This window comes from Furfurilactobacillus curtus, assembly GCF_045862785.1.
Lineage (GTDB): Bacteria > Bacillota > Bacilli > Lactobacillales > Lactobacillaceae > Furfurilactobacillus > Furfurilactobacillus curtus.
In genome coordinates this window covers 521,443-535,594 of record NZ_BQXO01000001.1, presented here as the reverse complement: position 1 = coordinate 535,594, position 14,152 = coordinate 521,443, and the positions used below count along the sequence as shown (strand labels likewise).

The window sequence follows — 14,152 nt, the reverse complement described above, 5'->3', positions numbered from 1 at the left end:
GGCGGTGGATCGAAGGTCAGCTTCGGTTCACCGCCGTTTATTGAATAACATTGCCCTGACCTGGTGGGTGAAAAAGGAGATTCACGCTGTGGAGAATGATCCAGATAAGTTAAATAACGCCTTAAAAGTAGCGCGTTTATACTATCAGAATGATTGGAGTCAAAGCGATATTGCGACTGAATTGCAAATTTCTCGGGCGACCGTGTCTCGATTGTTGCAGTATGCAAGAGATACGGGGGTTGTGCGGATTCAAATTATGGATCCGCAACTACCGATTACCACGTTAACTGCGGCTTTAAGAGCGCGTTATCAATTAAAGGATTTGGTCATTGTCCCGACGACGCCAGAAGCGGGCAATACGCTGCTCACCCAGGTCGGCGCCGGAGCGGCCAATTACATTGAATCCATTGTAAAAAGTGATGACATCATTGGGATCGGCTGGGGAAAAACAATTCATCAGGTTGCTAACCAATTGGATCCTAAGGATGTTGGCGGCGTGACCGTGGTTCAGATGAAGGGTAGTGTGGCCAATTCAAATAGCAACAACTATGCGTTTGAAAGTGTCAATACGTTTGCAAATGCTTTTAGAACGCAGCCACAGTATTTGCCATTACCAGTGATCTTCGACCACCAGCAGACTAAGGAATTGGTCGAGCAAGATACTCATATTCGCCATATTATCGAGCTTGGTCGTAAAGCAAATATTGCCGTTTTTACGGTTGGTACGGTGAGAGATTCGGCCTTACTGTTTAAACTTGGTTACTTCACAGCCACTGAACAATATGCCTTGCAACAGCGGGCAGTCGGGGATGTCTTTTCTAGATTCATTGACGTTAACGGACAAATTGTGGATGCGGACATCAACCAACGAACAATTGGGATTGCTTTGGATGAGTTGCCAGAAAAGGAACATAGTATTTTAGTAGCCGCAAATTCGGCAAAGGTACCAGCCATTCATGGTGCATTAACGGCGCATTATGCGAATACGTTAATTGTTGATCAAGCAACCGCCGCTGATTTAGTGGATTATGGCAAGCACGTCAGGACGAACTAGCAAGCCTTAATTCGTATGAGCTAATTAAATGAATTTTGAGACATGACCCTTAGCGATATCCGGAATGTTACATTTTTTTCGAAGAATTAGAGACCTCAGCAATAAATCAGGTCGTAAAAAATGAATTTGTGTTGATGTGAGTCATGATTTCATCATTAGGGCTAATCTGATTAGCTAAGAATAGGTTTGTAGATTAAGCTAGTTTTCAAAAGATGATTGTCTTCAATAGGTAAACTGGCACTAGCGCCGCTAGAATAATATAAGAATTTCAGACTGAACTATAAAATGTGCAAAGACAAAGAATAACGCATCATTAAGTTGAAGAATCATACATAAATTTCATATGTATCACAGGTGTTGTCATGTATGATTGATGAAACAGCGATTCTTGAGTTCAGGCGTATGTCTGTGCTCAGGAGACGCTGTTTCGTTTAACTGCTTGTAGTTGAAAGACTTGCTTTAAAAGATTTGCTTTAAAAGTTGCTGGAATTCGCGGATGCGGATAATAAGTCGACTGTACAAAGTGCTTGTCCATTGGTGTTCAGGATTAAAGCAGACTTGCTCACGTTCTGACATAAACGCTTTCGCAATTACTGAAGACTGTGCCTAACCCAAAACAATGTTCGGTTCAAATGCGTCCAATCATAATTCCCAGTTACTGATCCTCTACCGTGATGGTCAACGGGCTTAATCTAATGCCAATATAATGGCTGGATATGCTATGATAAAGTGGTCTATAACAATGTAGTAAGCGTTTACAATTATTAGGAACGGTTGGGTGATAGCAATGGCAAAACGGGTCACAATTAAAGATGTTGCCAAAGCAGCGTCCTTATCGATTACAACGGTTTCACAGATTTTAAATGGTAAAGGTGATCGTTTCCCAGAAGCGACACAAGAGAAGGTTTTACATCTGCGTGATGAGCTCGGTTACGTGCCCAACTTTAACGCGCGTAATCTCATCAGTCACTCCATGCAGACCGTGGGGATTATCGTACCTAATTTGGTCAATCCATTTTTTAGCATGTTTTTACGGGGAATTCAGGATGCGATGTTTGATCAAAATTGTGTGCCGATTTTTCTCAGTGCTGACCATAACGAAACCTTGGAAAAGTATTATCTGCGAACCTTGGTGGAACGAGATGTCGATGGGGTAATCATCGCTAGTTCGGCAATTGGTAACGCCGAGATTAATGATTTATTGAAGCGCAATCAAATTCCTTACCTGTTATTCGATCAAAACGACCCACAAAACGAAGGGGATCGGATTATCGTGGATGACGAGCGTGGCGGAGAATTGGCCACGAATCATTTAATCGAAGCTGGTCATCGTAAAATTGCGGTTGTACTACCAGATCAACCATCACAAAATGTTCGGATGCGACTAGCCGGTTATCGGAGCGCGATGGTGCGTCGCGGTTATGCTGTGGAGGATGCCTTAATCTTTACAACGGATTTGTCAAAGCACGGTGGTCGGCAGGTAGCAGCGGCCTTGATTAAGTCTTCGGCCACGGCTGTCTTTTGTTCGAATGATGAAATTGCTATCGGATTGATTCGTGGCTTGCGGGATGCGGGCAAGCGGGTACCGGAGGACATCTCGATTGTCGGTTATGATGACATTGATTTAGATGCCTACATTACGCCACTATTGACAACTGTCCATCAGCCAGTCTATGAAATGGGTGAGTGGGCCAGTCAGATGATTATGAAGCGTCTGCGAGAGCCTAATGGGCCTGCTCAATTAAAGGTCGTCGATGTTTCTTTGATTGAACGAGATTCTGTTCGAGGGTTGTAAGCCTTTGCAAAATATGCTATCTTTTTGATACAGGTTTAGTAAAACGTTTTACAAATTGATTTGTCACGGTAATTGACGGTTGATGTTTAGGAGTTGACCGCCGTTTTTACGCTAGAAATGTGGTAAATTGATGATTAGAACTAATGTAATCACGAATAAATTGTTTGAAAAAGGGGATCATGATGACAAACAAGGTTGTTGTATTAGGAAGCTTAAATGTTGATTCCATTCTACGCATCGCTCGCTTACCATTACCTGGCGAAACGATGGAAATGAATGATAAAAGTTCTGCACCAGGTGGGAAGGGCGCGAACCAAGCTGTCGCTGCTGCTCGAGCCGGTGCTGATACTTCTTTTATCGGTAAGGTCGGGGCCGACGATGCAGCTGAAGTATTGCGCGATGCTCTAAAATCAGATGGCATCAGTACTGAACACGTGACGACAGATGAAAATCGTGGTTCTGGACAGGCGTTTATTTTGTTACAAGAATCTGGGCAAAACTCGATTTTGGTCTATGGTGGTTCGAACCAGGCATTGCGCCCAGCTGATGTAGATGCCGCTAAAGACTTGATTAAAGATGCCGACTTCTTAATTTCTCAATTTGAAACGCCAATTGACACGACAACTTATGCGTTTGAATATGCTCAAAGCGTTGGGGTAACCACGATTTTGAACCCAGCGCCGGCAATTCCAACCATCCCAACAGATTTATTGAAGGTTACCGATTTATTGTGTCCTAACGAAACAGAGTCGGCTACGTTAACGGGCATTGAAGTGACGGATGCAACCTCCATGATTTTAAACGCGGCTAAATTTGCCCAGATGGGCGTTAAGGAACTCATTATCACCGTTGGTTCTCGTGGGGCTTTCTATGCAAATCAAATGGAAAGTGGCTTTGTGGATGCATTTAAAGTTAAGGCGGTTGACACTACAGCGGCTGGTGACACCTTCTTAGGGGCACTTAGTTCACAACTGAAAACTGACTTTAGCAATATGCGTGAAGCAATCGTCTTTGCTAATCACGCATCATCCATTACCGTGCAACGATTGGGTGCTCAACCATCGATTCCGACATTGGCAGAAATTCAAGCCGAATACGATCAGTAAGATAAAGAATGTTGCACGACTAACTTTCACGATTTTTTAGCGTGAAGGTTTTTTTGTTTAAAGACCTTTTTTAGTCCTAATTATCGTGAAATAGCTTAAATTAATCAGCCGTTTAAACGAAGATTTTAACCCACTAAAAAATTTACTCTAATGAAAGCATTCAAAGATTAGGTTGGATGTTTTTTTAATTTCAATTAGTATGACAATGATGATGCTAATATGACGTTATGAATGATAACAATATGCAGAGTTCACAGTTGCAAACGCTTCCATAAATTGATACACTAAGCGAGTAAAAGTTTGTAAATCGTTTTACAAGCGGTTTTTAAAAATTAAACAAGGCGGTGAACTGGAATATGAAGAAAACGACAGTGATAAATTCTGATTTATCACGTGTTATTTCCCAAATGGGTCACTTTGACACGCTAGCGATTGGGGATGCTGGGATGCCTGTCCCAAAGGGAACAGAAAAGATTGATTTGGCTGTTACCAAAGGACTACCGAGTTTTATTGATGTTTTGACGAATGTATTGTCTGAACTGGCCGTTCAGCGAATTTATCTCGCGGAGGAAATGAAAGTTCAAAATCCCCACCAATTAACGGCAGTAAAAGCATTATTACCAGATGTTGAGATTGTCTTTATTCCTCATGATCAAATGAAGGCTGATCTGAGCCAGGCACATGCATTTGTCCGAACCGGGGAAATGACGCCTTATTCCAACATTATTTTAGAGAGTGGCGTGACATTCTAACGGGAGGTTGCTCAAATGGAAATTGACATGCAACACATTTCAAAGTCTTTTGGTCCCAATGTGGTGCTAAAAGACGTCAATTTTTCCGTCACAGGTGGCGAAGTCCATGCTTTGATGGGAGAAAATGGTGCAGGTAAATCGACGATGATGAACATTCTGACCGGTTTATTGGAGCCAAACGGTGGTGTGATCAAGGTCGATGGGCAAGAGACACATTTTGCCAACGCCTTGGAGGCAGAACAACATGGGATTGCATTTATTCATCAAGAAATGAACAATTTTGTTGAAATGCCGGTTTTGGATAACATGTTTTTGAACAAGGAAATTAAGAGTCGCTGGGGGTTTATTGATAACGATAAAATGAAAGCGCTTGCTAACGCCTCCTTAGATCGGTTAGGGATGAAAGTAAATCTAGAGCGACCAATTGGCGAACTATCGGTTGGGCAGCAACAAATGATTGAAATTGCCAAGTCCTTAATGACCGATGCCAAAGTGATTATTATGGATGAACCAACGGCGGCCTTGACGGAAAACGAAATTCAGAAATTATTTACCGTGATCAAATCATTAAAGGCTCAAGGCGTCGGTATTATCTATATTTCTCATCGTATGGAAGAATTATTTGCCATTTCTGATCGAGTAACTGTCATGCGTGATGGGTTAACCATTAATACGTATAAGACTGCCGAAACAAATGTTCAACAGATCGTTCACGATATGGTTGGCCGTGATTTAGGTGATTTTTATCCTGATCGGAATCCTAAATTTGGCGATACGATGATTAAAGTGAACGGCTTGACTAGCAGGGGGGTCTTTAAAGATATCAGCTTTGCGGTTCGCTCTGGTGAGATTCTGGCCTTCTCTGGTTTGATGGGCGCTGGGCGTACAGAGATTATGAGGGCAATCTTTGGGATCGACAAACTCGACGCGGGAACTATTGAAATTAATGGCGAAACGGTTCAAATTAGCAACCCTAACGAAGCGATTGCACACAATGTGGGGTTTTTAACCGAAGATCGGAAATCTGAGGGATTGATCCTCGATGATTCGATTGCTGACAATATCGATCTTCCTAGTATCGATGGTTTTACCAAACATGGCTTAATTGACCGTAAAGCGGATCGAGAATTTGTTGAATTATTGATGAAACGTCTGACCGTTAAAGCGACGAGCGCTGATGAGGAAGCAGGTAGTCTCTCCGGTGGAAATCAACAAAAGGTTGTCCTCGCCAAGTGGGTTGGCTCAGGGTCACAAGTGTTGATCTTAGATGAACCGACGCGTGGGGTCGACGTGGGCGCCAAACGGGAAATCTACGATTTGATGAATGAACTGACGGATCGGGGCACCGCGATCATCATGGTTTCTAGCGATTTGGATGAAGTTCTTGGATTTTCAGACAATATCGCCGTGGTCTATGAAGGTCAGCTAATGGGAATCGTCCCAACGGCCACCGCCAGTCAAGAAAGTGTCATGACGTTAGCAACGGGAGGAGAACGCTAATGGATAAGCAAACCGAAGCCAAAACAAAATTTAATTTCGGTGATTTTTATGCCAAACTGGGGCCGTTGGTTGCCCTGATCGTTTTAATTATTCTGGTCTCAATTCTGAATTTTTCATTTCTTGATCCATTGAACTTATTGAACTTATTACGGCAAGTTTCAATTAATGCCTTAATTGCCTTTGGGATGGAATTTGTTATTTTAACCGGTGGAATTGATTTATCTGTTGGATCAATTCTTGCCTTAAGTGGCGCGTTCACGGCCCAATTAGTATTGATGGGTGTGCCAGCCTTTTTCGCCTTCCTAATTGGGATGGTTACTGGTGGGATCTTTGGTGCGTTGAATGGGATTCTAATTGCTTATGGTAAAGCTGCGCCATTCATTGCCACATTAGCCACGCAAACGATTTTCCGTGGTGCAACCTATGTTTTCACCAACGGGAACCCAATTACTGGGGCCAAGATGAGCAGTAACTTTGGCTTTCAATTTTTTGGTCAAGGTTATCTCTTCGGCATCCCATTTCCGGTCTACATCATGGTTTTGTTCTACATCTTGGCTTATGTGCTCTTACACCGGACCACGTTTGGTCGCAAGACCTACGCGTTAGGTGGTAACCCTCGGGCTGCCTTCGTTGCTGGGGTTAAGAACAATAAGATGATCATTTGGGTTTATACGTTGGCCGGGTTCTTATCAGCGACAGCCGGGATGATCTTAACGTCACGGCTCGCCTCTGCGCAACCAGATGCTGGGGTTGCCTATGAAATGGACGCCATTGCGGCCGTTGTATTAGGTGGTACGAGCCTAGCTGGTGGTAAAGGGAAGATGTTTGGTACCTTGATCGGTGCTCTGATTATTGGGGTATTGAACAATGGGATGAACCTATTAGGAATTTCTAGCTTCTACCAACAAATCGTTAAGGGGATCGTGATCTTGGTCGCTGTCTTACTTGATCGAAAGCAAGCCAAAAAATAGGGGGAGACATACTCATGAAGCACAATAAACGCTATGTACTCAGTCTGATTGCTTTGTTTGCGCTTTGTTCTGTCATTTTGACAGGATGTAAAGCTGTTTCGCTAACGCCACCATCATTTGGCAATAAGCAGGTCACTAAGAAAGCCAAGGATAAGTTAAAAGTTGGTGTATCATTATCCACGTTGAGTAACCCATTCTTCGTATCGTTACGTAATGGGATCAATGATGTAGCCAAAAAGAATGGTACGACGACGGAAGTCTTCGACGCGCAAAATGACAGTTCTAAACAGTCGAGTGATATTGAAGATTTGATTCAGAAGAAAGTTGACGTCATTATCATTAATCCGGTGGACTCAGACGCGATTGTCCCGGCGGTTAAGGATGCCAATAATGCCGGTATTCCAGTGATTGCGTGTGATCGTGGTTCCAATGGTGGGAAGTTATTAACTACCGTAGCCTCTGATAATGTCAAGGCGGGACAGATGGCTGCTGATTACATGAAGAGTAAGCTGCCAAAGAACGCGCCGGTGGCTGTTCTTGAAGGAACACCTGGTGCCGACGCCGCGATCCAACGTGGTAAAGGATTCGATCAACACGCCAAGAACTACTTGAAGGTGATTACGAAACAAAGTGCCGACTTTGACCGGGCCAAGGGACTATCTACAATGGAAAACGTCCTGCAAGCCCACAGTGACATTCAAGGTGTCTTCGCTCAAAACGATGAAATGGCCTTAGGGGCTGTTAAAGCAATCAATAATCCATCGATGGTTGTTGTGTCAATCGATGGGGAACCACAGGGATTGACCGCTGTTAAACAGGGTAAAATTTCCGGTGATATTGCCCAATCGCCAAAAGTTGAAGGTGAATTAGCCATTAAGGCAGCTTACAAGCACTATGAGGGTAAGAAAGTGGCGAAGAATATTGCGTCACCAATTCACCTTGTGACTAAGGAAAATGTCGATCAGTATCGATAAGCTGATAATTGCTTGATTAGTTCAAAAACGATGTCTCTCAAGGGACATCGTTTTTTTGTTAAAAGTATGAAACATAACGGAGTTTTACTGTCGACCAACCTGAATTTTACGAACATTCGGCTGGAACGCCGTGGGCCTGCTCTAAGCTGATATCCGTTATGTTCAGGTTGGGCTACTTTCGGTTAACCCGCTTATCTTTCAAAGTTATACGTGATCTCCCTCTGAAATAATCGGCAACGACCTTGACACAGGTAATGATGAAATTTTGATCGATCCCGTGATAGATGAGGATCCGCATAGTGAGATGTGTTGTCGGTGTAATGATTGAAATCTTCATCCAACGCTCGTTTGCAAGTCCCAATGTCGTTGGTGGTTAAACAGTCAAGTTCTTCCACACAATACAGATACAATGTAGAACTGTACCGTAAATTTCCCTCTAACGGAACCAAAATCCTGATTGACATGAAGAAGATGCTTGTATTGCATCTTTTGGGAAAGTGCATGAGAATATTGTGAAGGCTTGGAGGTAATCCAAGGTTCAATATAATGTTGAGATATTACAATGGCGGAGGTCGTTTATGGATAGCCAACTAGCAGTCAAAGCAAATGCTATTGGGGAAAAATACGGTAATAGTTTTCCTCGCATGTACGTTAACACTACTGAAATTGAGTTGAAAATTGTTTATGCGGCATCTGCAAAAGAAGCTTCGGATCTTCAAATGAAGACTATCGAAGCAGCAAAGATAGAGTAATTCATTTAAAGTTGTCATGAAATGTAGGATTACTGAGAGGCTTTGATATAGGGCCTTTTTTTGTTTAGAAGCTTAGACCTGCAGCACATTCATCTGGAATGTTGCAAGTCAGCTCTGAACCTAGAAGGGCGACTTACCATCAGGCCTGAGCGTAATCGAGTTGCATTAATGAGTTTGACACAGATGATCCAATGTCCGTTATGTGCACGTCAGTCGACCTTTGAGTAAGTGCACGCGTCGTTCAAATTTATGATGGCATGTGACTGTGGTTGCAGCGATCTCAGGGTGAAACAATTACTAAAGAAAGCGTTTTCATTCTTCCGTGAGTATGCTAGGCTGAATTTGAGGAGTGTGATTTAGATGAATGAAGAACAGTTAGACTGGCGAACAGATCGAGGTGGTGAATATACTCGTGACACCGAAAAAGGCTCAATTGTAGATTTGCCGACTCGTCAGTACATCGTGTTGAGTGGGATTGGCAAGGCCGACCCCAATAACCGAGACTTCACTGCACGAGCAGATGCCTTATATCGGGTTGCAGATTACTTAGCCGCTGGACCGCAAAATAACTTAGAAGTAGAAGGCTTTCAGCCGTTTGTTCGTTACCCGCTACAAGCAATGTGGGAGCGGGTCACACCTGGCCGGGATGCGCAGTGGCGCTATCAATTGATGATTCGTCAACCGGAATTCATTACTAAAGAAATCCTGCAAACGGCAGAATTTGCAATTACTGACGTTGACCAGTCGTATCTTTGGGATATTCGAATGTTGCATTTTTCCGAAGGGTTAGAGGCACAAATTGGTAACGTCGGAATTTTATCTCATCTAGGTACGGCCAATACACGCTTACAAACCTTTATTCAAGGAGCTGGCTATCGTTCACTTGCTGCAGAAAGCTGGCACATGGAACTTTATCTGGATGACGTTGTTCGGACCAAAGGGGATCAGTGGCATACAATTCTGCGAAATGGAATTGAACCGATGGATGTAACAAAGGTGATGAAGCAAGGTCTGCCGATTATTCAAGGAAATTAACGTGATTTGAATGGAAACTGACGTCATATTGACGCTGGTTTCTTTTTTATTATGTAACATAACCGCGATTTTGGGAAATGATATGCTAGAATTAGTTTATTTAAGAAAGCGCTTACTTTAAGGCTATCGATGACTTTATCGATAGTAAATGAGGAGGAATTAAAATGTCAGGAGTCACGGTAAGCTGGATTGGTGCATTAATTGGTTTAGCATTAGCCATTTTTTTGATTTTGAGAAAATTAAATGCGGTATATGCATTGTTGGTTGGCACGATTGTTGGGGCGGTCATCGGTGGTGCCAATCTTGTTCAAACGGTCAACATCGTTGTGGCAGGAACCCAAAGTGTCATGGGCACAGTGGTCCGTGTTTTGGCGGCTGGTGTCTTGGCTGGGGTCATGATGGAGTCCGGGGCTGCTAACACCATTGCACGGACAATTGTTGATAAGCTGGGGGAAAGCCTGGCGATTGTTTCGCTAGCTTTGTCGACAATGATTATTACGGCAGTGGGGGTGTTCATTCCGGTTGCAGTATTGATTGTCGCTCCGATTGCTTTAGAGGTGGGGAGTAAGCTCAAAATTTCGAAGTTGGCGTTATTAGTTGCACTATCCGGTGGTGGAAAAGCGGGAAATATTATTTCTCCGAATCCGAATACGATTGCAGCAGCACGTGGATTTCATTTGCAACTTAGTGATGTCATGGTGGCCGATTTTGTCCCAGCTTTATTTGGATTGGCGATGGCGATTTTATTAGCAACCGTTCTGCGAAATCATGGTGAAGTAGCGACCATGGCGGACGTTGAAGCTAATCAAGTTTCTGGAACGGCAAGTATTTCTGACGAAGGTAAGCTACCATCTTTTCGTTCTGCGATTGTGGCGCCATTGGTCGCCGTTATCTTGTTACTAATTAATCCAATCGGCAGCATTGCACATATTGCAATTTTGCAAAAGTTCCAAGTGGATGCAATGTATATTTTGCCACTGGCCGGGTTATTAGGCATGTTTGCGATGGGACAAGGTCGGCATATTTTGGCTTACACGAAGTCAGGAATGGATCGAATGACGGATGTCGTCCTGATCTTGATTGGAGCTGGAGCTATCGGTGGCTTGATTACCGCCTCGACGTTACCAGCTGCGATTGTTAGCCTGATTAAAATGTCAGGTATTTCAGGAACCTTCTTAGCACCGATTGCTGGGATTTTGATGGCAGCTGCCACAGCTTCAACTTCAACAGGGGTTATTTTGGCCACGGGTTCTTTTGGGAAGGCAATTTTGTCGTTTGGCACAGCTCCATTAGCGGCGGCTGTGATGGTTCATACGGGGGCAACTGTGATTGATCATCTACCTCAGGGGAATTATTTCCACGTTACGGGAAATGCCATGAATATGGATTTAAAGGCTCGAATGAAGTCGGTTCCATATGAATCGGCTGTTGGATTAACGATGACAATTGTTGGTACCATTATGTATGGTTTTTTACTGTAATGATTTTTTCTAAAACGTTAATCGCTGGTGATTCATAATTTAGTTTTGAGAGGAGTTTATGATGAAAATTGTCATTGCACCTGATTCATTTAAAGGAAGTGCGACGGCTCAGCAAGCCGCAGATGCAATTGAAGTTGGCGTAAAACGGGTTTTTCCTGAAGTGGAGATTGAGAAAGTCCCAATGGCTGATGGCGGCGAAGGAACTGTTCAGTCATTGGTAGATGCGACGGGCGGAAAATTTAGAGATGTTACTGTGCTAGGTCCGCTTGGCCAGGAGACGACGGCTCGATACGGGTTGCTAGGAGACAGTAAAACGGCCGTTATTGAAATGGCGGCGGCTAGTGGTATTCAGTTTGTCGATGAGCATACAAAAAATCCATTGATTACGACAACCTATGGCACCGGGCAGTTAATGTTAGATGCATTGCACCATGGTAGCCAGCAGTTGATCTTAGGAATTGGTGGCAGCGCAACCACGGATGGTGGTGCAGGGATGGCTGAAGCACTTGGTGTGAAATTTTTAGATATTAATAATCATCCAATTCCTCGAGGTGGAGGCGGACTTTCTGAATTAGATCATATTGATTTGTCCGGAATTGACCCGCTGGTAGCGAAAGCACAAATTAGGATTGCTTCTGATGTAACTAACCCCTTGACAGGTAAAATAGGATCAGCAGCCATTTTTGGACCGCAAAAGGGTGCTACACCGGATATGATTTCGATCTTGGATGCGAATTTAAAACATTACGCTAAAGTAATTCAGCGAGATGTCGGGCGTAACATAGACCAAACACCAGGATCCGGTGCAGCCGGTGGTTTAGGAGCTGGCTTGTTAGCGTTCACTAATGCCAACCTTGAACGAGGTGTTGAAATTGTCCTTGAAATGACTCACCTCAAACAACGAGTGACTGGTGCGGATATTGTCTTTACTGGAGAAGGTGGCATTGATTTTCAAACGCAATATGGTAAAACCCCGATGGGAACGGCCCAGGCGGTCAAAGAAATCGATTCAAATATTACTGTGGTGGCGTTAGCTGGAAACGTTGGTGAAGGAATCGATCAACTATATGATCTTGGTATTGACGCTGTCTTTGGTATTTTACCCGGTGTTGAAGCGTTACCGGTTGCGATTGAACAAGTAAGAGAGAACTTGGCGAGAACTGCTGAGAATGTGATGCGGCTGTGGGGGAGAAAAAGATAAATGAGGATTTTATAGTGTAATCAATGTGAAATTTTCGATTTCGGTGAGTTTATGTTTAAGTAAAAAGATTAGTAATGGTTTGCTTCATAAATGGTCTGAATTTAGATTGTGTTCTAAATGTGGCGACAAAGGTGGTTGTTTAAATAATTTGAAAATAAGCCATTTTAAGCATAACTTTGAAGTATTATTTGATAATGATTGGTAAATCTATTAGGTTTCAATATGTAATATAACAGCTCAGGGCAGTATTGTTTTTTGAAAGCGTGAACAAAGCGTACAATCCTTTCTCAAACTAGTTGTTAATTCGGTTTTCAAGCTGTATGATGTGAACGTCAAGTAAAAAAATAGTAAAAGTTGGAATGGACTAATGGCAAAAAAAATAACAATTACAGATATTGCCACGGCAGCTAACATTTCACCAACAACCGTTTCACAGATTCTTAACGGCAAAGGTGAACGTTTTAGTGCTGCGACAAGACAGAAAGTTTTTGCATTACAGAAAGAGTTGGGATATTACAATACCGGCAATGATAAGTCATTTGAATCAAAAGTGACTGTTGGAATGATTGTGCCAAGTATTGATAACCCATATTATCGGGAGTTAATTCATGGTGTTCAGTCGGAATTAGCTAAACGCTATGCTGAACTTTCCGTTGAGTTTTCCAATGAGTCAGAAAAAATTGCCTATCACATTCATGAATTAACTGAGCGCCCCGTTGATGCGATTATCGTGGTAGGGGACAATGTCGATTTGGCATTCGTTCAAACGCTTTTGGCAAACACAGGCCTGGCGAATGTTGTTATGGATCGCCAGCAAGATAATGAATCGCCAGTTGCTGTGAATGAATTGGATGCAGGTAGCAAAGCGGCTGAGTATCTTTTAGATAATGGGCATCGGCAAATTGCTTTGCTAATGAAGGCTGGCAATTCTGAAAGCAAACTTCATCGCATCACAGGATTTTCAAATGGATTAAAGGAATATCATCTGGACCTAGATCCACGCTTGTTTATTGAGCAACCTGACGATTCAAAAGTTGATGGATTTAATGCAGCAAAACAGGTTATTGATAGTGGCGTCACAGCCGTCTTCGCTTTCTCAGATGAATTAGCGATTGGTCTAAATCGTGGGTTGCTCGCTCATGGGAAGCGGGTACCAGAGGATATTTCAATTTTAGGTTTTGATGATATTGAGATTACTCGCTATGTACAGCCCGAGCTCTCGACGGTTCATCAACCGATTCAAGAAATGGGAGCTCATTTAGTTGATAGGTTATTTACGAAGGACTCGTCGGGAAAGCTGACAAAGAAACTTTTTGAAGTTGTCTTGAAGAAGCGTGGGAGCATCAAACATATTTAAGTAGAAACATTTGAGCATAATTCTTTTTTAAAGCCACGGGTAAAGTTCAAGTAAAAGGCATTTTTTGAGAATATTTAGCGTTTTATAATAATGGTGTAACTCCTTGGTTATCAACGAGTTACACCATTATTTTTCTTGTAAAAAAAAGGTAAAGGAAAGCGGTTTCATTTTTTG

At 42.9% G+C, this 14,152-nt stretch carries 12 protein-coding genes; all 12 read left to right on the top strand.

Annotated features, from left to right (window positions below; translation table 11 throughout):
* Nucleotides 1-88 precede the first annotated feature (88 nt).
* The 12 genes from ACKTR2_RS02745 (at nucleotide 89) to ACKTR2_RS02690 (ending at nucleotide 13,978) form a co-directional block, all read left to right on the top strand.
* Nucleotides 89-1,054 (top strand): sugar-binding transcriptional regulator, encoded by a 966-nt coding sequence (locus tag ACKTR2_RS02745; protein WP_407882496.1) that lies wholly within the window; start codon nucleotides 89-91, stop codon nucleotides 1,052-1,054.
* Nucleotides 1,055-1,841: 787 nt separating this feature from the next.
* The gene (gene rbsR / locus ACKTR2_RS02740) at nucleotides 1,842-2,849 is read left to right on the top strand and encodes a ribose utilization transcriptional repressor RbsR (protein ID WP_407882495.1); all 1,008 of its coding nucleotides are present in this window, start codon (nucleotides 1,842-1,844) and stop codon (nucleotides 2,847-2,849) included.
* Nucleotides 2,850-3,031: 182 nt separating this feature from the next.
* Nucleotides 3,032-3,955, top strand: a complete 924-nt coding sequence (rbsK, locus tag ACKTR2_RS02735) for a ribokinase (protein ID WP_407882580.1) — start codon at nucleotides 3,032-3,034, stop codon at nucleotides 3,953-3,955.
* Between the two features lie 356 nt (nucleotides 3,956-4,311).
* The gene (rbsD, locus tag ACKTR2_RS02730; RefSeq protein ID WP_407882494.1) at nucleotides 4,312-4,707 is read left to right on the top strand and encodes a D-ribose pyranase; all 396 of its coding nucleotides are present in this window, start codon (nucleotides 4,312-4,314) and stop codon (nucleotides 4,705-4,707) included.
* Nucleotides 4,708-4,722: 15 nt separating this feature from the next.
* A complete protein-coding gene (locus ACKTR2_RS02725) occupies nucleotides 4,723-6,207 on the top strand; it encodes a sugar ABC transporter ATP-binding protein (protein ID WP_407882493.1) in 1,485 nt (494 codons plus the stop codon).
* Complete coding sequence (locus ACKTR2_RS02720) at nucleotides 6,207-7,178, top strand: ABC transporter permease subunit (protein ID WP_407882492.1); 972 nt, start codon at nucleotides 6,207-6,209, stop codon at nucleotides 7,176-7,178. The genes ACKTR2_RS02725 and ACKTR2_RS02720 overlap by 1 nt, the downstream gene beginning before the upstream one ends.
* Before the next feature lie 14 nt (nucleotides 7,179-7,192).
* A complete protein-coding gene (locus ACKTR2_RS02715) occupies nucleotides 7,193-8,152 on the top strand; it encodes a substrate-binding domain-containing protein (RefSeq protein WP_407882491.1) in 960 nt (319 codons plus the stop codon).
* 578 nt (nucleotides 8,153-8,730) lie between these two features.
* Nucleotides 8,731-8,904 (top strand): hypothetical protein, encoded by a 174-nt coding sequence (locus tag ACKTR2_RS02710; RefSeq protein ID WP_407882490.1) that lies wholly within the window; start codon nucleotides 8,731-8,733, stop codon nucleotides 8,902-8,904.
* Nucleotides 8,905-9,264: 360 nt separating this feature from the next.
* Complete coding sequence (locus tag ACKTR2_RS02705) at nucleotides 9,265-9,939, top strand: hypothetical protein (RefSeq protein WP_407882489.1); 675 nt, start codon at nucleotides 9,265-9,267, stop codon at nucleotides 9,937-9,939.
* A 164-nt stretch (nucleotides 9,940-10,103) separates the two neighbouring features.
* On the top strand, nucleotides 10,104-11,420 hold the full coding sequence (locus ACKTR2_RS02700; protein WP_407882488.1) for a GntP family permease: 1,317 nt from the start codon (nucleotides 10,104-10,106) through the stop codon (nucleotides 11,418-11,420).
* Nucleotides 11,421-11,481: 61 nt separating this feature from the next.
* Nucleotides 11,482-12,621: a glycerate kinase family protein gene (locus ACKTR2_RS02695; RefSeq protein WP_407882579.1), complete on the top strand. Its 1,140-nt coding sequence runs from the start codon at nucleotides 11,482-11,484 to the stop codon at nucleotides 12,619-12,621.
* Between the two features lie 367 nt (nucleotides 12,622-12,988).
* Entirely contained in the window at nucleotides 12,989-13,978 is a 990-nt protein-coding gene (locus ACKTR2_RS02690; protein WP_407882487.1) for a LacI family DNA-binding transcriptional regulator, read from the top strand.
* Nucleotides 13,979-14,152: the final 174 nt, after the last annotated feature.